This is a genomic window from Amycolatopsis sp. DG1A-15b, assembly GCF_030285645.1.
GTDB lineage: Bacteria > Actinomycetota > Actinomycetes > Mycobacteriales > Pseudonocardiaceae > Amycolatopsis.
In genome coordinates this window covers 7,634,657-7,661,086 of sequence record NZ_CP127296.1, presented here as the reverse complement: position 1 = coordinate 7,661,086, position 26,430 = coordinate 7,634,657, and the positions used below count along the sequence as shown (strand labels likewise).

The window sequence follows — 26,430 nt, the reverse complement described above, 5'->3', positions numbered from 1 at the left end:
GTGGCGGGATGAGACACGGCAGGTCGGCCGCGGAACGGGCCGGCGGCGGGGGTTTTCTCACCCGGCTCGGTATTCGCGGCAAGCTGAACCTGCTGCTCCTGCCCCCGCTGGTCGCGGTGGTGCTGGTGTCGGTGCCGTTCGTGCTGACGCAGGCGAACAGCGCCGGCGCGGCGGCGCAGTCGGCCGCCGTGGCGCGGCACGCCCAGCAGCTCGGCGGGCTGATGTGGCAGCTGCAGCGCGAGCGGCTGCTGACGGCCGCGTTCGTGGCGACGCCTTCGGCGAGCCCCGATCAGATGGTGCAGCAGCAGAAGACGGTCGACAGGACGGTCGCCGAGGTCCGCGCTTCGCTGGGTGACGATGCTCCCGACGAGCTTTCCGCGGCCTTGACCCGGATCGGCTCGCTCGGCGAGCTGCGGCAGAACGCGGCCCGCCGCGGCGTCGCGCTCGACAGCGTCGCCCGCACCTACAACGCGGTGGTCGACGCGGTGATCGACTCCCTGCGCCTGGTCCCGCAGCTCACCAGTGACGCCGAGGGCACGCGGGAGCTGACGGCCCTGGACGCGCTGCTGCGGGCGAACGAGGAGAACTCGCTGCGCGCGATGGCCCTCATCGTGACCGCGGTGTCGCCGGCGGCCGGCCGGTCCATCCTGGACGACGCGACCCAGCAGGCGCCGATCTTCATCGACCGGTTCGTCAAGCAGGGCGACGACGGCGACGACAGCGAGCGGGCCGCCCTGGTCGTCCGGGTCGAGCAGAGCGACGCCGGCCGGCGCGTCGACGACCTCGCCGCCCAGGTCGGCAACCCGCGTGACGCCGCGGGCACCACGCGGTACGTCTCGGACGTCCTCTCCGCGGCGGACACCCACGCGGGACAGCGGAAGCTCGTGCAGGAACGGGCGATCAGCGAGATCACCGACTCCGCGACCGAGCGGGCCGACAGCGCGACCCGGCTGGCCTGGACGGTCGGCCTCGGCGCGGGCGGGCTGTTCCTGCTGGTCGCCTTCCTCGCCGTCGCGGTGTCCCGTTCGATCGCCGGGCCGCTGCGCCAGCTGACCACCGCGGCGACGTCGGTCGCCGACCTCGCCGGCACCGAGCTCGTCCGCGTGACCGACACCGAGGAGGCCGAGGAGCAGATCCCGCGCCTGGCCACCATCGACGTCGTCTCCGACGACGAGCTCGGGAAGCTGGCCGCCGCGTTCAACCGGGTCCAGACCACCGCGGCCGAGCTGGTCGAACGCCAGGCGCTCACCCGGCGCAACACCAGCCTGATGTTCGCGAACGTCGCGAAGCGGACGCAGAACCTCGTCGGCCGCCAGCTCGCGCTCATCGACGAGGTCGAGCGCAACGAGCAGGACACCCGGCTGCTGGCCAGCCTCTACCGGCTCGACCACCTCTCCACCCGCCTGCGCCGGAACGCCGACAACCTGCTCGTGGTGTCCGGCACCCGCGACGAAACGCGGATCGCCGGCCCGATCGAGCTGTCCACGGCGCTGCGCTCGGCGCTCGCCGAGATCGAGGACTACCAGCGCGTCAAGCTCGGTGTCGTCGCCGAAATACTGCTGTCGTCGGCCCTCGGCGCCGACCTCGTGCTCGTGTTCGCCGAGCTGCTGGAAAACGCGACGTCGTTCTCGCCGCCGGGCTCGATGGTCGAGGTGGACACCATGCTGCTGGCCGACGGCGCCTGCCTGGTGAGCATCGTCGACCACGGCATCGGCATGACCGCGGAGAAGCTGGGCGAGGAGAACCGGCGGCTCGTCGAACGCGAACGCCTGGAGCTCGCGCCGACCAGTGTGCTCGGCCTGTTCGTGGTCGGCCGCCTGGCGCGGCGCCACGAGCTGGGTGTCGAGCTGCTCGCGACGCCGACCACCGGCGGCGTGACCGCGCGGCTGACCATCCCGGCGTCGCTGTTCAGCCACCGCACCCAGCTGCGGCCGAAAACCGAGCAGCCACCGGTGATCCCGGCGCAGGCCGCGCCGCCGATCGCGTCGTCGCCGCGGCACGCCGCACCGGCCGTCCCGATCGCGCCGGCTGCTCTGTCCTCTTCGGACGACTTCCGGCCGCCGGCGCCCGAACGCGACCGGCCCGCCGAACTGCCGGCGCCGGCGATCCCGGCGCTGCTCGGCCACGGCAACGGCTTCCGCTGGTTCCGCGAACTGGAACCGGTGTGGCCGGACGCCGAACCCGACGCCGAGTCCGCCGAAGCGCCCGAACCGGCGGTGGCGGCCGCGACGGCGGTGTCGGCAGTGTCTTCGGTGTCTTCATCGGAGTCGCGGGGCGGCCTGCGCCGCCGGGTCCGCGGCGCCCAGCTGCCCAGCCCGGGCACGTCCGAGCCGGTGACCGACACCAAGCCGCGGCACGACCCGGAAGCGACCAAGGCCGCGATGGACGGCTTCGCGAGCGCCTTCGCGAAGGCCGCCGAGGTCAGCGTCCCGCCCACCAGCACCTTCGCCAGGGCCGCCGAGGTCAGCGCGCTGACGGCCGACCCGCCGCCCGCCGCCGTGACCGAACCCGGGTCACCGCTCCCGGCCCGCGGTCCCGCGGACGCAGCACCGGTGGCCACGGCGCCGTTCACGGCCGCCGAGCGGGCGCGCGACGGCCTGATCCGGCGCGTCCCCGGCGCCCAGCTCGCCCCGGGCCTGCGTCAGCAGACCGCGGGGCGGCCGCTCGCCCGCGCCGTCGTCAACCGCAGCAAGCGGGACCCGGCGGCCGAACGAGCGGCGTTCGACGCGTTCGCCGCCGGCCTCGCGAAGGCGGAGGACGTTACGGCAGACAGCCCGCCCCGAGGCGTGGTCGCCGGTCGTGTGATGGAACGAGGAGAAGAGAGCAGGAAATGAGCATCCCCGCAGCTGGCGTCAGTGTCGAAGCCCAGAACTTCAACTGGCTGGTGAGCCGCTTCGCGCAGCACACCGCGGGCGCGATAGCCGCCATCGCGGTCTCGGCCGACGGCCTGCTGATCGCGATGTCGACGGAGCTCGAGCGCTCCAACGCCGACCGCCTGGCCGCCATCTCCTCCGCCATGCTCGGCCTCGCCCACGGCGTCTCCGAAAGCCACCCGCTCGGCTCGCCCGACAAGGTGATCATCGAACTCGAGCACGGGTACCTGCTCGTCTGCACGATCAGCATCGGCTGTTCGCTGGGTGTGCTGGCCAACAAGCAGGCCAGCCTGGGCACCATCGCCTACGAGATGGCGATGTTCGCCAACCGCGCCACCGAGGTGCTCACGCCGGGCCTGATCGAGGAGCTCAAGAACACCGTGGGGTCGTGATGCCCGAGGAACCGGACATCTCGCTGCTGCGGCCGTACCTGATGACCTCGGGGCGCGCCCAGCCGGTCGACCAGAGCCTCGAAATCGAGGCGCAGGTCATGACGTCCCGCCTCGGCGCGGCGTCGCACCCCAAGCTGACGTTCGAACGCCAGGAAATCGTTTCCCTCTGCCGGAACACGATGTCGGTCGCCGAGGTGGCCGCCATGCTCGGCCTGCACATCGGCGTGGCCAGGGTGCTGGTGGCCGACCTCGCCGAACTGGGCTACGTCGTCGTCCGGCGGCCGGGCAACCACAACTCGCACGACCTCGGCATGATCGAAAGGGTCATTCGTGGACTCGAAGCCATTCACTGAACCGGCCACCCGGCCGCCGGCCCCGGTCAAGATCGTCATCGCGGGCGGCTTCGGCGTCGGCAAGACGACGGCGGTGTCGTCCATCTCGGAGATCAAGCCCCTCACCACCGAGGCGGCGATCACCTCCGTGGCCGCGGCCGTGGACAGCACCGGCCACGTCCCGGCCAAGACCACGACGACGGTGGCCCTCGACTTCGGCTGCATCACGATCGACGAAGAGGTCAAGCTCTACCTGTTCGGCACGCCGGGCCAGGACCGCTTCGGGTTCATGTGGCAGGACCTGGTCCACGGCGCACTGGGCGCCCTGGTCATCGTGGACACCCGCCGCATGGACGACTGCTACCCGGCGGTCGACTACTTCGAGAACGCGGGCCTGCCGTTCGTGGTCGCGGTGAACATGTTCGACGGCTCGCTGGGCCACAACCTGGAGGACGTGCGCTGGGCGCTGGCGGTCAGTGACGACGTCCCGCTGATCACGTTCGACGCGCGGCAGAAGCTTTCGGTACGAGACGCGCTGCTGGCGGTGCTGCACAACACGTTCAAACGGGCACGAGCCCAGGCTGGTGCGGGCGCTTGATCCGGGCCCGCTACACTTGACGACGGACCCCGCGCGGCGTCCACCCTGTGAACCTCCCCAGGGCCGGAAGGCAGCAAGGATAAGCAGGCTCTGGCGGGTGCGCGGGGTCCCCTTCTTTTCGGCTCCGGCTTCGGGGCTTCGCCCCTCTGCCGGGCCTTCACTTCGTTCTTCTGCCCGGGGGCCGAGCCCCCGGACCCCCACGGTGCCTCGTGCTCGGCCTGCCAGCCCTGCCGCGCCCCCGGCGACCTGCCGTGCCGTGCGCTGCCGCGGCTCCCGCGACCTGCGGTGGTGTGCGCTGCCGCGCCCCCGGCGACCTGCCGTGCCGTGCGCTGCCGCGGCTCCCGCGACCTGCGGTGGTGTGCGCTGCCGCGCCCCCGGCGACCTGCCGTGCCGTGCGCTGCCGCGGCTCCCGCGACCTGCGGTGGTGTGCGCTGCCGCGCCCCCGGCGACCTGCCGTGCCGTGCGCTGCCGCGGCTCCCGCGACCTGCGGTGGTGTGCGCTGCCGCGCCCCCGGCGACCTGCCGTGCCGTGCGCTGCCGCGGCTCCCGCGACCTGCGGTGGTGTGCGCTGCCGCGCCCCCGGCGACCTGCCGTGCCGTGCGCTGCCGCGGCTCCCGCGACCTGCGGTGGTGTGCGCTGCCGCGCCCCCGGCGACCTGCCGTGCCGTGCGCTGCCGCGGCTCCCGCGACCTGCGGTGGTGTGCGCTGCCGCGCCCCCGGCGACCTGTCGTACCGTGCGCTGCCGCGGCTCTTGCGGCCTGCCGTGCCGTGTCTGCGGCGGCTCCCCGCGGTCTGTCGTGGGTGTGGCTGCGGTGGTCCGGTGGGGTCAGAACAGGCCCAGTACGTCGTCCGGGGGGTTGGGGGGCTGTGGGGCGTCTGCGTCCGTTATGGGGGCCGCTCGGCCTGCCAGCTTTTGCAGCTCCGGGCCGTATACGCACCTTGCCGGGAAGGCCGCCGAGGCCGCTTGCCTGGCCAGCTCTGTTGTGGGGAGCTCGGTTGCCGAGGCCGCCAGCACCAGATTGCCGAAGCGGCGGCCGCGCAGGACTCCCGGGTCCGCCAGCAGCAGCACCTCCGGGAAGACCTCGAGCAGCGTTGCCAGGAAGCGGCGGGCGAACGGCAAGCCCGCACCGTCCGTGATGTTCACCAGGTAGCTGCCCGGGGCGCGGAGGATGCCCGCGATCGCCCGAGTCGCCTCCAGCGTTGCCAGGCCGCCGGCCAGTGTTGCCCGCTCGAACGCGTCGACCACCACCAGGTCCGCCGAATCCTCCCGGCGCGTCGCCAGTCCCTCGCGGCCGTCCGTCACCCGGACGCGCACACCCGGCACCCGCAACCCCAACTGCGCGCGGACCAGCTCCACCAGCTCGCCGTCGGCGTCGAACACCAGCTGGCGGGACCCCGGCCGCGCCGCCGCGACGTACCGCGGCAGCGTGCACGCCGCCCCGCCGACGTGGAGCGCGTCCAGGGGGCCCGGTGGCAGCCGGTCCACCACCTCCGCGAACCGGCGGACGTAGTCGAACTCCAGGTGAGCGGGGTCGTCGAGGTCGACGTACGACTGCGCGACGCCGTCCACCGACACCAGCCAGGCGTTGCCTCGGCCGGTGTCGCGGACCAGCTCCGCCGTGCCGAACCGCACCGGGTACCGCCCGGGCACCGGCTCGGGCTTCCGCGTGCGGCTCACGGGATCCGAGGTTATCGGAAACATTCCGACCGCTCCGGCGATAAGGGAACGGACGATCATCGATCGAGGGGGTTTCACCTTGCGTGCAAACGCAGTAATCGTTGCCGCGGCACTCGCGGCCGGGGTCTTCGCGACGCCGGCGGCCGCGGATGTGCTGCCCGACCGGGCGCAGGCCGTTTCCCTGCTGGAGACCGGCGGTCCCGGCGTGGCGCGAGCCGCCGAAGCGGCGTTGGTCGGCTCGCCCGCCGACCTGCAGGCCTTCCTGGCCACCGGCCGCCAGCAGGCGCAGAACGACGACGAGCGGGTCCTCGTCACCCAGGCGCTCTCCTCCGGCGGCCCGATCACCAAGCGCACCGCCCAGCGGGCGCTCAGCGGCACCCAGGACGACATCCGCGAGTACCTGGCGAACGGCCTGCCGCTGGCCCGCAGCGCCGACGACCGGATTGCCGTCAGCCAGGCCATGGACACCGGCGGCCCGACCGTCAACGAGCGGGGCACGGAGGTACTCGACAACGGCACCCCCGCCGACGTGCGGGCCTTCCTGGAGACCGGCCTGCAGCAGGCGAAGGACGTCGACGACCGCGTCACGGCCAGCCAGGCCATGGCCGCCGGCGGCCCGGAGGTCGTGGCCGCCGCGCAGACCGCGCTCGACGGCACGCCGGAGGACATCCGGTACTTCCTGTCGCTGTGGCGGCAGGTCGCCGCGAACTACGACGGCGAAGTCACCGCGGTCCAGGAGCAGCTGGACGCGGCCAAGGCCGCCGCGGCCGGCAACCGGCCCCAGGACGTGAAGCTCGCCGCGGAAAAGGCCGCGCAGCTCGCCGCGGACGCGCGGAAGGCGAACGCCGACCGGCTCGCCACGCAGCGGGCCCAGAACCAGCAGGACGGCCAGGCCGCCTCGGCCGCCGAGGCGGCCGCGCAGCAGCAGGCCAAAGAGGCCGCGGATCGCGCCGCGCGGGCCAAGTCGGACAACGACAAGCTCCTCGCCGACGCGGCCGACCCGGCGCTGACCGTGCCGAACGGCCGCAAGGCGTCCGTCTACCTGCTGCGCCACGGCAGTGCCGCCGTCAAGAACGCCGCCCGTGCCGCACTGAGCGGCTCGGACGACGACGTCGTCACGTTCGTGCGCAGCGGTCTCGCCGTCGCGCAGGAGTCCGACGACCGGGCCGCCGTCTCGGCGATCGCGGCGGACCCGAACGCCCGCCCGGGCCTGCGCCAGGCGGCTCGTGACGCGCTCGCCGGCCCGTACGCCGGTGTCGCCGCGCTGCTGCGCACCGGTGACTACCCGGGCCGGGACACCGACGACCGCATCGAGGTCAACCAGATCATGGCGGCCGGCGGTCCCTCGACGAAGCCGGCGGCCCAGCGGGCGCTGGACGGCACCGTCGCGGACATCCGCGAGTTCCTGGCCCACGGCCGGTACGTCGCGCACCTGATCGACCTGAGCGTGTACGCCACCCGCACCCTGGGGGAGGGCCCGGAGGTGCAAGCCGTCGCGCAGGGCGTCCTCGACGGCCCGGACTCGGCCCTGCAGCAGTACCTGGACGTCACGCTGCCCAAGGCCCGGGCGCGTGACGCGTTCACCGCGGCGCACGTCACCAAGGTGAACGCTCTGGTCGCCGAAGCGGCGGCCCTGGTCTCCTGACCGCACGGCGAAGGTTGTCGGTGGTGCCCGGTACTCTCGCGGCGTGGCTCTCGCGCTGTACCGCAAGTACCGTCCGGCAACCTTCGCCGAGGTCGTCGGGCAGGAGCATGTGACCGAACCCCTCCGCACGGCGCTGGCCGCCGGGCGGGTCAACCACGCCTACCTCTTCTCCGGTCCACGCGGCTGCGGCAAGACGTCGAGCGCGCGGATCATGGCCCGCTCGCTGAACTGCGTCAAGGGGCCGACGCCGGACCCGTGCGGCGAGTGCAACTCGTGCAAGGCGCTCGCGCCGGAGGGCTCGGGCAGCGTCGACGTCACGGAGCTCGACGCGGCCAGCCACGGTGGTGTCGACGACGCCCGCGAGCTGCGTGACAAGGCGTTCTACGCGCCGGCCGAGGCGCGCTACCGCGTGTTCATCATCGACGAGGCGCACATGGTCACCACGCAGGGCTTCAACGCCCTGCTGAAGATCGTGGAAGAGCCGCCCGAGCACGTCATCTTCATCTTCGCGACGACCGAGCCGGACAAGGTGCTGACCACCATCCGCTCGCGCACGCACCATTACCCGTTCCGGCTGATCCCGCCGAGCTCGATGCGCAACCTCCTGGAGCGCAACATCGCGGCCGAGGGCGTCGAGGTCGAGCCGGCGGTGTACCCGCTGGTCATCCGCGCGGGCGGCGGCTCGGCGCGTGACACGCAGTCGGTGCTCGACCAGCTGCTCGCCGGCGCCGGGCCGGAGGGCGTTTCGTACTCGCGGGCGGTCGCGCTGCTGGGCGTCACCGACGTCGCGCTGATCGACGACATGGTCGACGCGCTCTCGACCGAGGACGCGGCCACGGTGTTCGGCACGGTCGAGAAGCTCACCGAGGCCGGCCACGACCCGCGCCGGTTCGCGACCGACCTGCTCGACCGGCTGCGCGACCTGGTGCTGCTGCGCGCGGTGCCGGAGTCCGCGGGCGGGCTGGTGTCCGCGCCGGAGGAGGAACTGTCGCGGATGGTCGCGCAGGCCGAGCGGCTCGGCCTCGGCACCCTCTCCCGCTACGCCGACATCGTCCACAATGGACTTCTGGAGATGCGCGGCGCGACCTCGCCCCGGCTCGTGCTCGAGCTGCTGTGCGCGCGGATGCTGCTGCCGTCGGTGACCGATGCGGAGAAGGCCCTGCTGGCCCGGATCGAGCGCCTGGAGCGCCGCGCGACGCTCGCCGGCGGCGGAGGCGCGCCGGCCGAGGGCGGCGTGGAGCCGCCGGTGCGCGCGGCGCCGGAACGCGAGTTTTCGAGGCCTTCGCAGCGCCCGGCTTCGGCGGGTCCGGCACCGGTGCCGGAGCCGGTCAAGCCGCCCGGGCGCCCGGCCGCCGCCGACCCGGCAGACGGCGGGAGCGCCGCCCGTGCGTCGGCTCCGGCGCAGCCGAACGAAGGCAGGAGTGCCGCGCCTACGCCGGACGGTGGCACGCCCGCACCCGCCGCAGCGGCACCGGCTTCGGCGGCCGGGACCCCGGCGGGCGATGGCGGCTGGGGCGCGGTGCGCACGCCCGGCGGCGGCACGCCCGCTCCGGCGAGCGCCCCCGCTTCTTCCGAAAGCAGTGCGTCCGTCCCGGCACCGGCGGCCGCGGCCGCCGCGCCCGCGGCGCCGGGCGGGATGGACGCCGCCGGGATCCGGAACATCTGGCCGCAGCTGATGACCGCGTTGCGCAAGTTCACCGGCGGCCGCAGCCTCGAGGCGATGCTGACGCAGGCCACGGTGGCGAGCGTCGAGGGCAACGCCTTGACGCTGACCCACAAGTCCGAACCCCTGGCCCGCCGCCTCTCCGACCAGGACAACGCCCGCAAGATCGCCGGCGCCCTGACCGACGTCCTCGGCGGCGACTGGCAGGTCCGCTGCGTCCACGGCAACGCCCCGGTCGCAGCCGCCGCCCGGCCGCAGCAGGCGGCACCGGCACCGGAGCGGTCGTTCACGCGCCAGTCGGCGACGGCCGCGCCGCCCGCCGAACCGGCGGCCCGCCCCGCGACCCCGCCGCCGCCCCCGCCGCGGCCCAAGGTCACGACGAGCGAGCCGGACATCCCGCTGCCCCCGGAACCCTCCGACGAGGACGACGAGGACCTCTACAACGAGGACGCCAGCCCGGCCCCACCGCCGCCCCCACCCCCGCCGGACAAGGACCCGGACGAGCTGGCCCGCAAACTCCTCTCCGAGCACCTCGGCGCCCGCCCGCTCGACTGACACAGCCGTGTCGACCCTCGGATCACGCGTGTCGGCTGCCGGATCACGCGTGTCGTCCCTCCAAGTACGCGAGTCCGCCGCCCAGGTACGGCAGACCGGTGTGCTCGAAGGGACGACACGTGTGCTTGAACGGACGACACGGTGGGTCAGGACGCCCAGGGGCCGATGCCCGTGACCCGGTCGGCCGTGACGCGCACGATCACGGCCGTCGGTGAGCCCTGGTTGCCCAGTTCGTACTTCTCGGCGCCGAGGTAGCGCCGGGCCTGCCGGTCCATCAGCGCCGTGAACTCGTCGGCGATGTCCGGCCCGACCACCCGGGCGGTGCCCCGGACCAGCAGGTACTGCGGCAGCCCCCGGGCGTCGCGCTCGTCGTGGTCCTCGATCAGCACGGTGACGCGCGGGTCGTTGCGGATGTTGCGCACCTTGGGCCGGCGGCCCTCCATGCCCATCACGATCTCGTCGCCCTCCCGGCTGGCCCAGACCAGCGAGGTCTGCGGCGAGCCGTCCGGGTCGATGGTCGTCAGCACGGCGTTGAACGGCCGCTCGAACAGGCGGTGGCAGCTTTCGGGAAGTTCCATGGTTCCGAGCGTAGGAAGCCGACAGGTACCGCTCGGTACCTTTGTTCCCATGGGTGACTTCTCGGGTGACGTCTTCCTCGCCGACTGCCCGGCCCGGCTGGCGATCGAGATGATCGCCGACAAGTGGGCGGTCGTCGTCGTGTTCGCGCTCAGCCGCGGCCCGCGGCGGCACGGCGAGCTGGCCGGCCTGATCGGCGGGATCTCCCGCAAGGTCCTCACCCAGACGCTGCGCAAGCTCCAGGGCCACGGCCTGGTGGACCGCCGCGCGTACGCCGAAGCGCCGCCGCGCGTCGAGTACTGCCTGACCGAGCTCGGCCGGACGCTCGTCGAGCCGATCGGCGTCCTCACGAAGTGGGCGACGCAGCACGGCGAGGCCGTCCTCGAGGCTCAGGAGGCCAGGTAGGCCTCGATCGCCGCCGCGATGGCGGACGCGAACCGCTGCCGTCCGTCCGCGCTCGTCATCCGGGCCGCCTCCGTGGCGTTGCGCATGTTGCCGCACTCCACCAGGGCCGCCGGCCGGGTCGAAAGGTTGAGGCCGCCCAGGTCCGCGCGGGCCGACAGGCCGTCCGTGCCGATGTAGTTCGCCGCGCTGAAGCCGTTCGTGCGCATCGTGTCGCGCAGCGTCTGCGCCAGCCGCGTCGAAGGCGCTCCCTGCGCGGCGTTCAGCGGTGGTGACGAGTACGCGACGTGGAAGCCGTTCGCCCCCGCCGCTTCCGAGCCGTCGGCGTGGATGGAGACGACCGCGTCCGCGTTCGCGTCGTTGCCGATCGCCGCGCGACGGTCGACGCAGGGGCCGACGCCGGTGTCGTCCTGTCGCGTGTAGACGACGCGGATCCCCTTGTCCGCCAACGCTTTCCCGACCCGCTGCGCGACGTCGAAGGTGAACGCGTGCTCGGGGTAGCCCGCGTTGGTCGCGGTGCCGGTCGTGTTGCACGGCTTGGTCTGCCCGCGCCCGGCCGGCACCGGGCGGTTGATCTCCGCCGGGTGGGCGCCGTTGCCGCCGTTGTGGCCGGGGTCCAGCACGACGACCTTCCCGGCCGCCGCCGCCGGCGGCGGCGTGGCCGACGAAGACGGAGATGGAGACGGAGATGGAGACGGCGACGGAGACGGCGTTGGAGACGACGGCGTGGGCGACGCGGTCGTGGTCGTGACCACGGGCGCGGGCGCCGCTGGAGCGTCGTCGGAACAGCCGGTGAGCAGGAGGGCACCGGCCAGCAGCAGGGGAGCAGTCGCGCGTCGCACGGCGACCACGGTGCCACAGCCCGGCACTTCGCGTGGCGCGACTACCCTGGTGGGGACACAGGCGTGCAGAGAGGACCGAGTGCGATCATGGCCCAACCCGGCGGCGGCTTCGACCTTTCCCAGCTGATGCAGCAGGCGCAGCAGATGCAGCAGAAGCTCGTCGAAGCCCAGGAAGAGCTGGCCAACACCGAGGTCACCGGCACTGCCGGGGGCGGACTGGTCACCGCGACCGTGTCCGGTGACAGCCAGCTGAAGAGCCTCCAGATCGACCCGAAGGTGGTCGACCCGGACGACGTCGAGACGCTGTCCGACCTGATCGTGGCGGCGGTCCGCGACGCGTCGGCGAGCGCGCAGAAGCTCACCGAGCAGAAGCTCGGCCCGCTGGCCGGCGGGCTCGGCGGCGGTGGCGGCATGCCGGACCTCGGTGCCCTCGGCTTCGGCGGCTGACGAACTTGTACGAAGGTGTCGTCCAGGACCTGATCGACGAGCTCGGGCGCCTGCCCGGGGTCGGGCCGAAGAGCGCCCAGCGGATCGCGTTCCACCTGCTGGCCGCGGACCCGGTGGACATCTCGCGGCTGCAGGACGTCCTCGGCAAGGTCAAGGAGGGCGTGCAGTTCTGCGAGGTGTGCGGCAACGTCTCGGAGCAGCAGAAGTGCCGCATCTGCCGCGACGAGCGCCGCGACCTCACGGTCATCTGCGTGGTCGAGGAGCCGAAGGACGTCCTGGCGGTCGAGCGCACGCGCGAGTTCAAGGGCCGCTACCACGTCCTGGGCGGCGCGCTCGACCCGCTGTCGGGCATCGGCCCGGAGCAGCTGCGGATGCGTGAGCTCCTCAAGCGCATCGGCGAGGCGGACATCAAGGAGATCATCATCGCCACGGACCCCAACACGGAGGGCGAGGCGACGGCGACCTACCTGGTCCGCATGCTGCGCGACTTCCCGGGCCTGAGCGTGACGCGGCTGGCGTCGGGACTCCCGATGGGCGGTGACCTGGAGTTCGCCGACGAGCTGACGCTGGGCCGCGCGCTCTCCGGTCGCCGGGTGCTCTGAAGCGAAACGGGCCGTTCACGCGAGCGTGAACGGCCCGCTCTGGTTATTGGCCCCAGTTTTCGATGTCGGGGGCGCCCATGTCGGTGTTCCAGTACCAGTGGGTGAGGGTGCCGTTGGTGGAGCGGCCGTAGATGTTTTCCTGGCTGTCGGTGGCGAAGCCGGTGGGGTTGGTGCCGAGGTTGCCGCCCCAGTTGTCGTGGCGGGGCTGGTTGTCTTCCGGTGTCCAGTACCAGTGGCCGAGCTGGTTGTCCGGCGTGCGGGCGAACACGTGCTGCTGGTCCTGCCACACGTAGGCCACGGGGTTGCCCTGGATGGGTGCACCCAGGGGTTCGTCGACGACCTCTTCCTCGGGGGTCCAGTAGAAGTGCTTCAACGTGCCGTCGGTGCCGCGGGCGAACACGTGCTGCTGTTCCCCGAACGCGTAGCCGGTCGGGTCACCGGCCAGAGTGCTGGAGCCCCAGACCCCGTAGTTCGGATCCGCGTCGGTCGGGGTCCAGTACCAGTGCGCCAGGTGCCCGTCGCCGGTGCGGCCGAACACGTGCTGCTGATCGCCCCAGACGTAGGCCACCGGGTCACCGGCCACCGATTGGGTCTGGGTTTCTTCGACCATGCCGGTGTCGGGAGTCCAGTACAGGTGCTTGAGCTTGCCGTCGGTCCCGCGGGCGAAGATGTGCTGCTGATCGCCGAAGGCGTACCCGGTCGGGTTACCCGCGATGTCGTCGGCACCCCACTGCTCGAAGTTCGGATCGGCATCGGTGGGATACCAGTACCAGTGACCGATCGTGTTGTCCGCCAACCGGGCGAACACGTGCTGGGTGTCCCCCGCCACGAACGCCACCGGCTCACCCGCCAACGCCCCCGGATACGACTCCGACTCGATCGACTCACCCCCGTTGTAGGAGTGCCGCAACGACCCGTCCGCACCACGGGAGAACATGTGCTCCTGCGTCCCGTACCGGTACGACGCCGACGCCGCAATCCCCTCATCACCCTTCGGGGCCGGCTGGCCGATGTCGTCGACGATGTTGCGGTAGCGCATCGGGGTGAACGTCCGGATGTAGGACTGCGTGGTCCACGCCCGCTCGACGGCCGGGTTGCCGTAGTCGAACTCTTCGCGGACGATCGGCTGCGTCTTGGCGGCATCGTTCCAGGCGAGGAAGAGCGCGATGTGCCCCTGGCGCCACAGCGCGTCGCCGGGCTGCAGGTCCGCCCAGCCGATTGCGTCCATCCGCGTCGGCAGGGTCGCGGTGGTCAGGCTCGTGCTGAGGTTCCAGGCCATCGAGATGAACCCGGAGCAGTCCTGGCGGTAGGTGCCGTACTGGTTGGTGTGGTACGCGGACTGGCTGTACATGACGTGCTCGTCGATCCACGACCTCGATCTGGTCAGCACCTCGGAGCGCGTGATCTGGCCGTTCTCGACCGAAGTCGTCGAAGTCATCGCCCGCGCGCCGGTCTTCGGATGGCTCGGGACGCCCGCGGTGCCTTCGTGCGGTAGCCGGCCCGGCTTGGCGGGGTCGTAGTAGCCGTTCTGCGCGGCCGCGGCGGCCGCCGGGCCGAGCGGGTGTGCGTGGGCGATCGCGGGAGCGGCACCGGCGATCGCGAGCGAGGTGAGCACAGCGGCCACGACGGCGCCGGTGCGTTGGACGGTCATGGGTTTCCTCCTGGGTGAACGCTCCGCCGTTCTCGGTGCGGCGGACTCGCTGGGAAACCCTCCCGAGGCACGCTTCAAGTCCGCCCCAAAACCGCTTCAACTGCAATTGCAGACGGCTTGAAGTCGACTTGGAGACCTGGCTTCCAGGCTTTGCCCATCGCCACGACCTGGAGGACACCATGACCCGCACGACCACCCGGATCACCGTCGGCGGGCTCGGCGCGCTGATCAGCACGCTGGCCCTCGTCGCACCCGCTTCGGCCGGTCAGCCGACGACCAGCGACCCCGGGACGAGCACCACGACCCAGGAACAGCAGCGGTCAGCGGCGATGAGAGCCGCGGCCGTCAAGGACGGCTCCCAGGACGACTACGTCGCCGCGGCCGGCCCCGCCGCCCAACGGATCCGCGACGACTTCGACATACCGGCGTCGGTGACCGTCGCCCAGTCCATCCTCGAGTCGAACTGGGGCCGCAGCTCGCTCTCGGTCAACGATCGGAACTTCTTCGGTTTCAAGTGCACTTCGCCAACCAACCCCGGTCCGTTCGCCAAGGGCTGCGCCCCCTACCCGACCACCGAGTGCGTGCCGCTGCCGTGCCACACCGTCAACGCGTACTTCCGCTCCTACGACTCGATGGAGAACTCGTTCCGCGACTACGGCCGGCTCCTCACCACCAGCTCGATCTACCAGAGCGCGCTCCCGTACCGCCACGACCCGAACGCGTTCATCCGCGAGGTGGGCCGGCACTACGCCACCGACCCGGACTACGTGAACAAGGTCATCTCCCTGATGAACACGTACAACCTCTACCGCTTCGACTCCGGCACGGCACCCGGTGCGTCACTCGGTGATGAGGGGATTGCGGCGTCGGCGTCGTACCGGTACGGGACGCAGGAGCACATGTTCTCCCGTGGTGCGGACGGGTCGTTGCGGCACTCCTACAACGGGGGTGAGTCGATCGAGTCGGAGTCGTATCCGGGGGCGTTGGCGGGTGAGCCGGTGGCGTTCGTGGCGGGGGACACCCAGCACGTGTTCGCCCGGTTGGCGGACAACACGATCGGTCACTGGTACTGGTATCCCACCGATGCCGATCCGAACTTCGAGCAGTGGGGTGCCGACGACATCGCGGGTAACCCGACCGGGTACGCCTTCGGCGATCAGCAGCACATCTTCGCCCGCGGGACCGACGGCAAGCTCAAGCACCTGTACTGGACTCCCGACACCGGCATGGTCGAAGAAACCCAGACCCAATCGGTGGCCGGTGACCCGGTGGCCTACGTCTGGGGCGATCAGCAGCACGTGTTCGGCCGCACCGGCGACGGGCACCTGGCGCACTGGTACTGGACCCCGACCGACGCGGATCCGAACTACGGGGTCTGGGGCTCCAGCACTCTGGCCGGTGACCCGACCGGCTACGCGTTCGGGGAACAGCAGCACGTGTTCGCCCGCGGCACCGACGGCACGTTGAAGCACTTCTACTGGACCCCCGAGGAAGAGGTCGTCGACGAACCCCTGGGTGCACCCATCCAGGGCAACCCCGTGGCCTACGTGTGGCAGGACCAGCAGCACGTGTTCGCCCGCACGCCGGACAACCAGCTCGGCCACTGGTACTGGACACCGGAAGACAACCAGCCCCGCCACGACAACTGGGGCGGCAACCTCGGCACCAACCCCACCGGCTTCGCCACCGACAGCCAGGAAAACATCTACGGCCGCTCCACCAACGGCACCCTCACCCACTGGTACTGGAACACCGACATGGGCGCCCCCGACATCGAAAACTGGGGCCAGTGAACGAAAGGAAGCACGTCATGCGAACGAAGATCGCGCGGCCGCTCGCCGCGCTGGTTCTGGCCGCGGCGACCGTCGCCGCGGTGCACAGTCCCGCCTCCGCCGACACCACCACGACGCTCAGCTTCTCCGCGCACCAGGATGACGACCTGCTGTTCATGAACCCGGACATCGCCTCCGACGTCGAAGCCGGGTACAACGTGTGGGTCACCTACCTCACCGCGGGTGAGATCCCCTGCGAAAGCCACGACCCGTGCGGCATCGATTACGCCAACGACCGGATCCAGGGGGAACGCGCCGCTTACGCCGAGACGGCCGGGGTGTCCGACTCCTGGACGTACGAGCAGATGTGGTTCGACGGTCATCCTGTCGCCGTCAATCACCTCGACGGCACCAACGTCCACCTCGTGTTCACCTACATCCACGCGGCCGCCGGGCCCGAGGACAACTGCGGCGACCTGTACCGGATGCTGCACGACGACTCGTACGTCGCCCAGCCGATCGACAACCGGCCGGCGTACACGAAGGATTCGTTCGTCGGCATGCTGCGGTCGATCATCGACTACGTCCAGCCCGACTACATGCGGACGCAGAGCACCCTCGGGCACCGGGAACGACGCGGTGACGGCGTGGCCGACAACGTCGACCACGTCGCCGGGGCGATCCTCGCGGCCGACGCGGACGTCGACGGCGCGGGCAACACCTGGATCCGGCGGGACGAGTACCAGGGATACATCATCACCGACTACCCGGACAACGTCGGCGGTTACTGGCGGGACCGCAAGCAGCAGATCTGGAACGCCTACAAGCCGTTCGACTACCAGATCAGCCCGTGGTCGTGGGACAACGTGATGGGCAAGCAGTACCGGCCGGAAGGGCGGATCTTCTGGCCGGGCATCCCCTGGGTGCCGCCGGGTGACTTCAACGCTTGCTAGTGGTGTTCCGTGCAGACCGCTTTCCCGTTGCCAGAAGCGGTCTTCACGGACATCCGGGGTTCACCGGCCTCCCGCGCGCCGTACCTGGTGAAGAGGGCCTGCGCCTCGGCGTGGGTGGCGTCGGATTCCGCCTGGCGGCCCAGCGCTCGCTGGGCCGCCGCGAGGTCCCGCAGGTTGCGGGCCCGCCACAGGGGGAGGGAAAGCGCGTCGCACCATGTGAGGGCAAGCTCGAGGTGGCGCCGGGCGGAGTCCGGCTCGCCGCGGACGAGTTCGAGCTCGCCCAGGGTGCGGAGCATGAGCGCCTGGCCGAAGCCGTCCTGCATTTCGCGGCAGGTCGCCAGCGCGTCTTCGAGCTTCGCGTGCAACTCGCCGGTGTTCCGGCGTCCCTGTCTGATGTGGACTTTCACGAGGGCCTGGGTGGCGTAAGCGATCATCAAGCGGTCGCCGGCTCCCCGCAGGAGGTCCAAGCCCTGTGTGCACGCCCGCTCGGCTTCGGCGAGCCGCCCGGCCGCGCGGTGCACGATGCCGAGGGAACGCAGGACGAGGGCGACGCCGTGGTCGTCCGGAAGCACCCGGTACCGGGTGAGGGCGCGCTCCAGCTCGGTGCGGGCTTCGGGCAGCCGGCCGAGTTCGGTCAGGACCATGCCGCGGCCGTGATGCGCCCTGGCCTCCGCCCGCGGGTCACCGAGCCGGCTCAGCACCGGGAGGGCCTCTCCGAGCAGCTTCAACGCTTCGGGCAGCCGTGCCTGCTCGCGCCGGACGCTGCTCAGCATCATCCGCGTGACCGCTTGGCCGCGGACATCGTCGACTTCGGCGTACGCCTCGAGGGCCTGTGCGTAGTAATCGGCGGCTTCGTCGAGCCGGTCCTGCTCGCTGCGCAGCCAGCCGAGACCGGCCAGCAGCAGGCCCTGACCGGAGAGGTCGCCCGTCTGCCGGGCCGCTTCGAGCGCGGCCGTGTGGGTCCGCCACCAGTAGTGGAAGTGGTTCTCCACGGCGAAGGACGAGGAACACAGCGCAGTCGCCAGCCGCACGGCCGGGTCGGCCAGTCCCAGCTCGCTGGCGCGCTCGACGATGTGCACCAGCGCCGCTTGTTCGGCGTCGAACCAGGCGAGGGGCTCGCCGAGCGCGTCCGTGGAGACCAGCTCCGGGGTCGTCGCCGGACCCGGCGCGGCGGGCCGCAGGGCGCGCACCGGGGTACCTCCCGAGGCCCATTCGACCAGCCGGTACCACTCGTCGGCCGCCTGCCGGACCGCGAGCCGCAGCTGCTCGGCGTCCTCCTCCGCTTCGGCGCGTTCCCAGCCGAACACGCGGATGAGGTCGTGCAGGCGGTACCGGGTGACGCCGGAACCGTCGTTGCTGACCACGTCCAGCAGCTGGGCGCGGACCAGTCCTTCGACGATGTCCTCGGCGTCGTCCGGCGGCACCGACAGCAGCACGCTCACCAGCCAAGCGCCGAAGTCGGGCACCCCCAGCCAGCCGAGCCGGCGCAGCGCGGACCGTTCGAGGTCACCGAGCCCGCGGTAGGACAGGGCGAGGCTGCCGCGGACTTCGAGGTCGCCGATCGCCAGTTCGTTCAGGAACTTCCGCTGTTCGCGCAGCCTCGGCACCAGCCGGGACGGCCGCCAGTCCGGCCGCGCGGCGAGGCGGGCGCCGATGATCCGGACGGCCAGCGGCAGGTTGCCGCAGAGGTGCACGAGCGTGCGAGCCGCGTCGGGTTCGGCGGCGATCCGGGTGCCGCCGACGATCTGGGTGAGCAGGGCGAGACCGGTCTTGTCGTCGAGGACCTGCAGGTCGATGTGCTCGGTCGAGTCCAGCGCGGCCAGTCGCACCCGGCTGGTGAGCACACACAGGCAATCGTCACCGCTGGGCAGCAGCGGCCGCACCTGGCGTTCGTCCGCGGCGTCGTCGAGCACCACCAGCAGCCGCTTCGACGCCGACAGGGTCCGGTACAGCTCGACGCGTTCGTCGAGGCCCACCGGGAGTTCGGCGTCGGCGACGCCCAGCGCGCGCAGGAACCGGCCGAGCACCTCGACGGCGTCCACGGGCGACTGCTGGGCGCCGCGCAGGGCCACGTAGAGCTGCCCGTCGGGGAACCGGGACCGCAGCAGGTGGCTCACATGTACGGCCAGCGAGCTCTTGCCGGAGCCGGGCTTACCGGAGATCGCCACCCGGCGCGCGGCCGGCTTGGTGAGCGTCGCCGCCTCGGTGGTCCGGCCGGTGAAGTCGGTGATGTCCGGGGGAAGCAGGCACGGGCCGCCGGACGCTTCCCGCAGCGGTGCCGGTCTCTCTTCGGACTTCGGCGCGGCCGGTGCGCCGGGCTCGTGCGCCACCCCGTCACCGCGCAAGATCCGCTGGTGCAGTGCCCGCAGCTCCGGCCCGGGTTCGACGCCGAGCTCTTCGACCAGCAAGCCGCGCCCGGCTTGGTAGCACCTCAGCGCATCGGCTTGCCGTCCGGTCGTCCACAACGCGGTCATCAGCTGGCCGCGGAGGCGTTCGCGGAGGGGGTGCTCCGCGACCAGCGCCGTCAGCTCGTTGACCAACCCCGCGCCGCGACCCAGTGCGAACGCGCAGTCGATGCGCTTCTCCAGCACGTCCAGCCGCTGGTCCGCCAGCCGGGCGGCCTCCGTCGCGGCGAACCGGGACTTGAGACCGCCGAGGGCCGGGCCTTGCCACTGGTCGAGCGCCTGCCCGTACCGCTGCTCGGCCGCTTCGTGGTCCCCGGCGCCGGCCGCCGAATCCCCTTCCGCCGTCAGGCGGGCGAACTCCAGCAAGTCGACGGTGCAGCCGGTCAGCTCGATCCGGTAGCCGCTCTGTTCGGTGAGGATCGCGCCCGGTTCCCCGTCCGGCTGCTGGAACGCCCGGCGCAGGGTCGAGACGTAGGTGTGCAGCAACGAGGATGCGCTTTCCGGCGGCGCCTCGTCCCAGATGATCGAGATCAACCGGTCGGCGTTGAGCACCCGGCCTTCAGCCAGCAAGAGCGCCGCGAGCAAGGTGCGGGGTTTGGGGCCGCCCAGCGGGACATCAGCCCCGTTTCGCCGCGCCGTCATCGTTCCCAGCAGCTGAAACCACATCGAGATCCCCCCAGCCCCGTGGGATCACACGTTCAGGTGACCCCCCACGGACCCTAGTTACCTCGTCGGAGGGCGCACAAGAACGCCATCACCCGAGGTCGGGTGCGGTCGGGAAAACACTCGAACGGCGGAAACCAGAGGTTGCCGGAGGTAGCTGGGCCGGCTTTCGCTCAGCAGTAGCCGAGCTGCGCCAGGGTGTCCACGACGATCTCGGACGGGTGGTACTTGTCCATCCAGGACTCACCACGCCGGTTCTGGTACGTGTCGAGGAAGTTCTGCAGCTTGTCGCCGCGCATTTCCGTCAGCACGACCGTCTCGCCGAGGTGCTGCGGCGTCTCCGTGCGCTCGCGGTGCACCGCGCACGGCAGGCCGAGGTAGTAGCACTCCGCCGAAAGACCACCCGAATCGGTGACGACGTACTCGGCGCGCGCCACCAGCGGCAGGAACTTCAGGTACCGCATCTTCGGCTGGACGATGAACCGGTCGTCGAAGATGTTGCCGATGCCCAGCGAGCGGATCTTCTCGCGCTCCGGCGCGCCGGCCATGTACAGGATCGGCATCTTGCGGCTCTGCTCGCGCAGGATCTCCAGCGCCTCGCGGTACTTGTCCGGGCGCGAGACCAGCTCGAAGCGGTGCAGCGTGGCCAGGCCGAACTTTTCCGGCAGGTCCGGCACGTCCAGCGGCTGGTTGATGGCCAGGCGCATCGCGTCGATCGCCGTGTTGGCCTCGGTGTCGACGACCACGCCGCGGGCGTTGCGCAGGTTGTTGACCTCGCGGATGCTCGGCGCGAAGTGGATGTCGACGATCTTCGCCGCGATCTTGCGGTTCAGCTCCTCCGGCAGCGGCGAGAGGATGCTGCCCGACCGCGCGCCCGCCTCGACGTGCCCGACGCGGGACTTCAGGATCCGCTTGCCGATCAGCGAGCCGTACGGCGTGGTGAACGTGTCGCCGTGCACCAGCACCAGCGGCGGGCGGCCGTCCTCGGTCAGCGCGGCGCGCAGTTCGTGGCGACGGCTCCACGCGGTGCGCAGCACCTGCGCGGCCCAGCCCGGGACCTGCGCCGGCGACTCGAGGTTGTGGGCCTTCTCCTCCGGCACCAGCCAGACGTCCGGCTGCGGCATGTTCAGGTCCGCGAGGACGTCCGCGACCTCGTCGACGTGCTGGGCGGTGAACCAGATCTTCGGCCGCATCCCGCGCTCGCGGATCCCGTGGTAGACCGGGGCGATCTTGATCAGTTCCGCGGTGGTGCCGAGAATGAAGGAAATCACCGTGAAGCCCATTTCTGGTCGGGTGCGGTGGCGCAAGGATACTGGCCGACCCGCCGCGGGGGCCGCCGGGTAGCCTCGGCACGGTGAGTGCGAACCCGCTCCTCCCCTCGCTCAGCGTCGTGATCCCGGTCTACAACGAGCAGGACTGGATCGAACGCAGTGTCGGTGCGCTGCTCGCTTCGGCGTCCGCCGCGAGCTGGCCGATCGAGGTCGTCGTGGTCGACGACGGCAGCACGGACGCCACGCCTTCCCGGCTCGACGACCTGCGCGAACGCCACGGCATCACCGTCTTGCGCCAGGCCAACGCCGGCCGGTTCGAGGCCCGGCGGGCGGGGATCGCCAAGTCGTCCGGCGAGTGGATCGCGCTGCTCGACAGCCGCGTCATCGTCGACGAGCACACCCTGACGTTCCTGCGCGACCAGCTCGTGGAGCACCCCGAGCGCGCGGTCTGGAACGGCCACATCGACGTCGCTTCCGAGCACAACCCGTACGCCGGGTTCATGGCCGGTCTGGTCAAGGTGCCCTGGCGCAAGTACTGCGCGAACCCGCGCCTGATGTCGTACGGCATCGAGGAGTTCGACGTCCACCCGAAGGGGACGACCTTCTTCTGCGCGCGCCGCGGCCTCCTCGAAGGCTCGGTGACGGCGTTCGCGTCGCTGTTCGACGACCTCCGCTTCGCCAGCGACGACACCCGCATGCTGCGCTGGATCGCCGAGCACGAGCGGATCTGGCTGGCCCCGGAGCTGTCGGCGACCTACCACGGGCGCGACTCGTTCAAGAAGTTCACGCAGCAGGCCTACTTCCGCGGCACGACCTACGTGGACTCCTACATCGCCTCGCCCGGCCCGGCACGCAACGCCCTGTTCGGCGCGCTCGCGGCCGGTGCCGTCGGCCTGGTCTTCGCCGCGAAGAAGCCGAAGACGACGCTGGCCGCCGGTGTGCTCGGCGCGGTCGCGGCGGGCGAGGTCGTCAAGAAGTGCGGCGCGACCGGCCCCGAGGCCCGCGCGGTCACCAAGCTGCTGCCGGTGTTCGCCGGCGGGTTCGGCGCCGGTGTCCTGCGTGGCCTCGCCATGGCCGTGCGTGCCCGGCTCCGTCGCCGATGAGCACCGACGCGGACACAGTGGACACGCCGGCCGCCGCGCGCAGCGGACGCACGACCGCGGGCAGCCTCGGCGGCTCGCTGATCGTGTCCATCGGCCTCGGCTACCTGCTCACGGTCGCCTGCCAGCGGCTGCTGCCGCCGACGGAGTACGCGGTCTTCGTCACCTTCTGGGGCCTGGTGATGGGCCTCGGCAGCACGCTGTCGCCGCTCGAGCAGGAGCTTTCGCGCCAGTCGGCGGTCGCCGCGCTCGCCGGAGGCAAGGCTGGCCGCCCCGCGCTGCGGGCGGTCGCGGCCGGCGTCGTCGTCGCGGCCGCGTTCTCGCTCGCGCTGCTGATCCCGCCGGTCAACGACAAGCTGTTCCACGGCGAGTGGTCGCTGGCGGTCATCGTGCTGGCCGGCGGCGTCGCGTTCGCCTGCCAGTTCGGCACGCGCGGGCTGCTCATCGGACAGCACAAGGTGAAGGCCTTCTCGCTGCTCGTGGTCGCCGAACCGGCCGTGCGGGCGCTCATCCTGGGTGTCCTGTTCGTCTCGGTCGCCTACAACGTCGTCTCGCTGGCGATCGCGGTCGCGGCCGGCTCGTTCGCCTGGCTGCTGTTCGCGCGCCCGGCCCGGCAGCTGCTCGACTTCCACGTCGAGGGTGACGGCTGGGGCGTCACGTCCCGCCGGATGGGCATGCTCCTGGCCGGCGCGGCCCTGACGGCGGCGGTCATCACCGGCTACCCGGCGCTGGTCGGCCTGCTGGCCCCGGGCGGCGACGGCGACCGCGTCGGCTCGCTGTTCGCCGCGCTGGTCATCGCGCGGCTGCCGCTGACGCTGATCGGGCCGGTGCAGTCGCTGGCGGTGCCGTTCGTCGTCCGGCTGTCGGTCACCGAGGAGGGCCGCCACCGGCTGCGCCGCGTGCTCGCCCTCGGCGCGGCGGCGTCGCTGGTGCTGGCCGCGCTCGGCGCGCTGGTCGGGCTGTGGCTCGGCCCGTGGGCGGTCCGGTTCGTCAGCGGGCCGAAGTACGACATCGACGGCTGGTCGGTCGCGGGGCTGGTGTGGTCGTCGGTGCTGCTGGTGCCGATGCAGCTGCTCACGGCGGTGCTCGTGGCCCGCACCCAGGCGAAGCTCGTGCTGGCGACCTGGGCCGTGGTCACCGGCACGGCGTCGCTGGTGCTGCTGTTCCTGCCGGGCGACACGGTGTTCCGCGCGGTGGTCGCGCTGGCGGTGGCGCCGACGCTGGGGCTGGCGGTGGTGCTGGCGTTCGTCCTGCGTCGGGCGCCCGAGCCGGTCGAGGCCGGCCCGGAAGCCGCCTGAGGTCTGCTAGACGATTGATGCGTAACTCGGTTAGTGGTCGTAAGCGGTCAGTGATCGGGTGATGGGTTGGCTGGTGGTGCGGTTGTTGAGGGTGTCGTTGACCGATTCGATGAGCTGGCGGATGGACTTGAGCAACGGCTCGCCGGGATAGGGCCGGCGGTTGCGGTAGGACGGCCGGATCAGCCGGACCCCGCGCTCGGTGAGGAAGCGGTCCAGTTCGGCGGAGACGTAGCCCTTATCAGCGATGATCAGCAGGCCTGGGCGGTCGGTGAAAAGTGGGGGTTCGTGATCGCAGATGGCCATGAGCACCTGCCGCTCGTCGATCTTCGGGTCGGCCAGAGCCCAGGCGATGGGCAGCCCGGCCGGCGTGCAGACCAGGTGCAGCCGCAGGCCCCAGAACCAGCGCGATCCAGACCGGATCGGTCCACAGGTCGGTGTCCGCGGCCAGCCACCGCATCACGTGCTTGACCAGCGGCAACGCGGCACGCAACCGACGGTTGTAGCCGGACTGGCCGGGCAGGTACCGGAACGCGCCGGGCATCCGCATCGGCAGAAACCGCAGCCAGCGCGCTTCGGAGGTGAACCCCAGCAGAGCCTGGGCCACGGCCAGAGTGACCAGCTCGGCGTCGGTGAGCTTCGGCTCGTCTAACCTCGGGGCGGGGTCTGCGGCAGGTTCAGCCGGTACACGCTGACCGTGCCCGAGCTGAACTCCTTCGTCAGGCCCGGCAGGCCGGTCAGCCCGCTGAGCCCCGGCGCCAGGCTGTACGTCAGCTTGCCCGTCCAGTGGTGGCCGTCCGTGCCGACCGTCGGGGCCGAGGAATCCACGTACACCCAGCGGACGTTCTTCGCCCGGAGGATGTTCTGGACCTGCGGGTCGGCCGGGAAGTCGTTGAACTTCGCCAGCAGGGTGATGTTGTCCTCGATCGGGCTGTGGCCGTCCGGGACGATGTTGAGGATCGGCAGGTCGTAGTCGACGTACAGCAGCGTCGAGCCGTCGTTCGCGTTGTTGAGGATCGTCTCGCCCGGGGCCGCGTTCTCGTGCAGCCACCTCGCGGCCGCGTCGTCCGCCGCGTCGTAGCGGACGAACTGCGGGGTCGCGTAACGCTGGCTGAGCGACAGCGCCCCGGTGTTCATGTAGCCGCGGAACGACGTCACCGTCAGCGCGCCGAGCAGCACCACGACCAGCCCGAACGCCACCGCCGGCCGGAGCCGCGCCGGGATCGGGTTGCGGGCCTTCACCGCGACGACGAACAGCGCGAGCGCCACGAACAGGACGCCCGCCAGCGGCGGGATCAGCAGGTAGACGTGGGTGTCGAGGCGGTTGGCGACCCGGTAGTAGTAGCGGCCGATGGTGGCGCCGAACCCGGAGTTGGGCGAGTAGTGGAAGCTCACCACGACCGCGGCCCAGAACAGCCAGGCCGTCAGCAGCGGCCACGCCCGCCGCGACAGCAGCGTGGCGGCGACGCCGGCCAGGCCCAGCAGGCCGAGCACCAGCTGGCCCATCGTGCCGCTCGGGTCGAAGTAGCCGCCGTAGGGCAGCCGGGCGATCAGCTTGGCCGACTCGCCCAGCGGCGAGCCGGGGATGTTGGCCGGCGCGTCGACCACCGTGCCGCCGCCGAGCCGCAGGAGCGCCAGCACGTCCGGGACGATGAGGACGACGGCGACCACGCCCGTCAGCACCAGCGGCAGCAGCGCGCGGACGAAGGCGAGCCGGCCCGCCCTGGTGAACAGCAGGCCGACCATGGCCGCGACCGTCGTCAGCGCCACCGAGGTCAGTGCGCTCGGGTGCAGGTTGAACGCGCCGGCGGCGGCGACGCCGACCAGCACCGCGCGGCCCCAGTGGCGCTTGCCGATCACCAGCATCACGGCGACGAGCCCGGGCATGAGCGTCATCGCGGCTGCGTTCGGCAGGACCCCGCCGTCGTGCGCGAAGGCGATGCCGGGGCGGTACAGCTGGACGGAGACGAACGCGGCCACCCCGGCGGCGAGCTCGACCCAGCCGCGGCCGAGCCGGCCGTGCCGGAGCACCGCCGCGGTGAAGGCGGCCACCGACAGCGGCAGCACGACCACCGTGAACACGACGGTCACCAGGTTCAGGGACAGCATCGTGTCCCCGAAGATGTCGGTGAGCAGCGCGCAGAGGTCGGTGAAGCCGGGCGGGTAGAACTGGACGTTGGTGTCGTGCACGACGTCGATCGGCAGGATCTGCCAGGGCGCGGCCTTGCCGGTGAAGTGCGTGAAGGCGGTCAGCACGGCGTGCGTGACGGTGTCGTGCTCCTGGGTCGGCGTCCGCCACGACCCGAGGCCCTTGTGCCACAGGCGTACGCCGAAGCCGACCCCGGCGACCGCGATGAGCGCGCCCAGGACCTGGGCGGCCGTGCCGGCCCGGCCGGTCAGCGTGCGCAGCCGCGGGTCTTCGGCGGGCACGGCCGGATCCGCGGCCGGGCGCCGGCGGCGGACCAGCCACCGCACGCCGCCGAGCATGAGCAGCACGACCACGAGCGCGACGACCGCGGTCAGGAGACCGAAGCGGAGTCCGGTGACCCCCGTGAAAAGGGACACCAGCAGAACGAACCCGGTGGTCAACGGCGCCGAGAGGCCCGCCAGCCACAACCGTTCGCGTACGCCGGCGACCAGGAGAATCGAGAATCCGGGGAGCAATACCACCAGGATTCCCACGGCCAGCCGGACAGCTTCGGACAGCATGCCTTCTC

Annotated in this window: 20 protein-coding genes, 1 other RNA gene and 1 pseudogene; 14 read left to right on the top strand and 8 right to left on the bottom strand. The window is 71.6% G+C overall.

What is annotated here, in order from left to right; genetic code table 11:
• Positions 1-8: 8 nt before the first annotated feature.
• From QRY02_RS35270 to ffs, 5 genes are all read left to right on the top strand, one after another.
• Positions 9-2,834 carry a sensor histidine kinase gene (locus tag QRY02_RS35270; protein WP_285987112.1) on the top strand — a complete coding sequence of 942 codons (2,826 nt, stop codon included), beginning with the start codon at positions 9-11 and terminating at the stop codon, positions 2,832-2,834.
• Positions 2,831-3,265 (top strand): roadblock/LC7 domain-containing protein, encoded by a 435-nt coding sequence (locus tag QRY02_RS35265; protein ID WP_285987111.1) that lies wholly within the window; start codon positions 2,831-2,833, stop codon positions 3,263-3,265. Before QRY02_RS35270 ends, QRY02_RS35265 begins: the two co-directional genes overlap by 4 nt.
• Positions 3,265-3,618: a DUF742 domain-containing protein gene (locus QRY02_RS35260; RefSeq protein WP_285987110.1), complete on the top strand. Its 354-nt coding sequence runs from the start codon at positions 3,265-3,267 to the stop codon at positions 3,616-3,618. The genes QRY02_RS35265 and QRY02_RS35260 overlap by 1 nt, the downstream gene beginning before the upstream one ends.
• Positions 3,596-4,195 carry a GTP-binding protein gene (locus tag QRY02_RS35255; protein WP_285987109.1) on the top strand — a complete coding sequence of 200 codons (600 nt, stop codon included), beginning with the start codon at positions 3,596-3,598 and terminating at the stop codon, positions 4,193-4,195. Before QRY02_RS35260 ends, QRY02_RS35255 begins: the two co-directional genes overlap by 23 nt.
• Positions 4,196-4,216: 21 nt before the next feature.
• Positions 4,217-4,311, top strand: an RNA gene (gene ffs, locus QRY02_RS35250) — signal recognition particle sRNA small type.
• Positions 4,312-5,019: 708 nt separating this feature from the next.
• Here the strand turns inward: ffs and QRY02_RS35245 are convergent.
• Positions 5,020-5,895 (bottom strand): spermidine synthase, encoded by an 876-nt coding sequence (locus QRY02_RS35245; RefSeq protein ID WP_285987108.1) that lies wholly within the window; start codon positions 5,893-5,895, stop codon positions 5,020-5,022.
• A 55-nt stretch (positions 5,896-5,950) separates the two neighbouring features.
• Here QRY02_RS35245 and QRY02_RS35240 point away from each other — a divergent pair, with 55 nt between their 5' ends.
• A complete protein-coding gene (locus QRY02_RS35240) occupies positions 5,951-7,516 on the top strand; it encodes an ALF repeat-containing protein (RefSeq protein WP_285987107.1) in 1,566 nt (521 codons plus the stop codon).
• 43 nt (positions 7,517-7,559) lie between these two features.
• Positions 7,560-9,734, top strand: a complete 2,175-nt coding sequence (locus tag QRY02_RS35235) for a DNA polymerase III subunit gamma and tau (RefSeq protein WP_285987106.1) — start codon at positions 7,560-7,562, stop codon at positions 9,732-9,734.
• A 146-nt stretch (positions 9,735-9,880) separates the two neighbouring features.
• Here the strand turns inward: QRY02_RS35235 and QRY02_RS35230 are convergent, their stop codons facing one another.
• On the bottom strand, positions 9,881-10,312 hold the full coding sequence (locus tag QRY02_RS35230; protein ID WP_285987105.1) for a TIGR03618 family F420-dependent PPOX class oxidoreductase: 432 nt from the start codon (positions 10,310-10,312) through the stop codon (positions 9,881-9,883).
• Between the two features lie 49 nt (positions 10,313-10,361).
• Between QRY02_RS35230 and QRY02_RS35225 the strand changes: the two genes are divergently transcribed.
• Positions 10,362-10,715: a winged helix-turn-helix transcriptional regulator gene (locus QRY02_RS35225; RefSeq protein WP_285987104.1), complete on the top strand. Its 354-nt coding sequence runs from the start codon at positions 10,362-10,364 to the stop codon at positions 10,713-10,715.
• On the opposite strand, the gene QRY02_RS35220 is transcribed toward QRY02_RS35225, so the two are convergent.
• The gene (locus tag QRY02_RS35220) at positions 10,700-11,563 is read right to left on the bottom strand and encodes an N-acetylmuramoyl-L-alanine amidase (RefSeq protein WP_285987103.1); all 864 of its coding nucleotides are present in this window, start codon (positions 11,561-11,563) and stop codon (positions 10,700-10,702) included. The two genes, QRY02_RS35225 and QRY02_RS35220, sit on opposite strands and share 16 nt — an antisense overlap.
• A 78-nt stretch (positions 11,564-11,641) precedes the next feature.
• On the opposite strand from QRY02_RS35220, the gene QRY02_RS35215 reads away from it, so the two are divergent.
• Both QRY02_RS35215 and recR read left to right on the top strand, forming a co-directional pair.
• Positions 11,642-12,001, top strand: a complete 360-nt coding sequence (locus QRY02_RS35215; RefSeq protein WP_285987102.1) for a YbaB/EbfC family nucleoid-associated protein — start codon at positions 11,642-11,644, stop codon at positions 11,999-12,001.
• A gap of 5 nt (positions 12,002-12,006) precedes the next feature.
• Complete coding sequence (gene recR, locus QRY02_RS35210) at positions 12,007-12,603, top strand: recombination mediator RecR (protein ID WP_285987101.1); 597 nt, start codon at positions 12,007-12,009, stop codon at positions 12,601-12,603.
• A 43-nt stretch (positions 12,604-12,646) separates the two neighbouring features.
• Here recR and QRY02_RS35205 read toward each other — a convergent pair whose 3' ends face one another.
• Complete coding sequence (locus QRY02_RS35205; protein ID WP_285987100.1) at positions 12,647-14,254, bottom strand: PLL family lectin; 1,608 nt, start codon at positions 14,252-14,254, stop codon at positions 12,647-12,649.
• Positions 14,255-14,433: 179 nt separating this feature from the next.
• Between QRY02_RS35205 and QRY02_RS35200 the strand changes: the two genes are divergently transcribed.
• Both QRY02_RS35200 and QRY02_RS35195 read left to right on the top strand, forming a co-directional pair.
• Positions 14,434-16,047, top strand: a complete 1,614-nt coding sequence (locus tag QRY02_RS35200; protein ID WP_285987099.1) for a glucosaminidase domain-containing protein — start codon at positions 14,434-14,436, stop codon at positions 16,045-16,047.
• Positions 16,048-16,064: 17 nt separating this feature from the next.
• Complete coding sequence (locus QRY02_RS35195) at positions 16,065-16,979, top strand: PIG-L family deacetylase (RefSeq protein WP_285987098.1); 915 nt, start codon at positions 16,065-16,067, stop codon at positions 16,977-16,979.
• Here QRY02_RS35195 and QRY02_RS35190 read toward each other — a convergent pair.
• Positions 16,976-20,026, bottom strand: a complete 3,051-nt coding sequence (locus tag QRY02_RS35190; RefSeq protein ID WP_285987097.1) for an AfsR/SARP family transcriptional regulator — start codon at positions 20,024-20,026, stop codon at positions 16,976-16,978. The two genes, QRY02_RS35195 and QRY02_RS35190, sit on opposite strands and share 4 nt — an antisense overlap.
• A gap of 194 nt (positions 20,027-20,220) precedes the next feature.
• Complete coding sequence (locus tag QRY02_RS35185) at positions 20,221-21,330, bottom strand: UDP-N-acetylglucosamine 2-epimerase (protein WP_285987096.1); 1,110 nt, start codon at positions 21,328-21,330, stop codon at positions 20,221-20,223.
• A gap of 71 nt (positions 21,331-21,401) precedes the next feature.
• On the opposite strand from QRY02_RS35185, the gene QRY02_RS35180 reads away from it, so the two are divergent.
• Positions 21,402-22,421: a glycosyltransferase family 2 protein gene (locus QRY02_RS35180; RefSeq protein ID WP_285987095.1), complete on the top strand. Its 1,020-nt coding sequence runs from the start codon at positions 21,402-21,404 to the stop codon at positions 22,419-22,421.
• On the top strand, positions 22,418-23,716 hold the full coding sequence (locus QRY02_RS35175; protein WP_285987094.1) for a polysaccharide biosynthesis protein: 1,299 nt from the start codon (positions 22,418-22,420) through the stop codon (positions 23,714-23,716). The genes QRY02_RS35180 and QRY02_RS35175 overlap by 4 nt, the downstream gene beginning before the upstream one ends.
• 30 nt (positions 23,717-23,746) lie before the next feature.
• Here the strand turns inward: QRY02_RS35175 and QRY02_RS48990 are convergent.
• A pseudogene (locus tag QRY02_RS48990) lies at positions 23,747-24,356 on the bottom strand (transposase); the annotation flags it as partial.
• A 5-nt stretch (positions 24,357-24,361) separates the two neighbouring features.
• The gene (locus tag QRY02_RS35165; protein WP_285987093.1) at positions 24,362-26,422 is read right to left on the bottom strand and encodes a DUF6541 family protein; all 2,061 of its coding nucleotides are present in this window, start codon (positions 26,420-26,422) and stop codon (positions 24,362-24,364) included.
• Between the last annotated feature and the right edge of the window lie 8 nt (positions 26,423-26,430).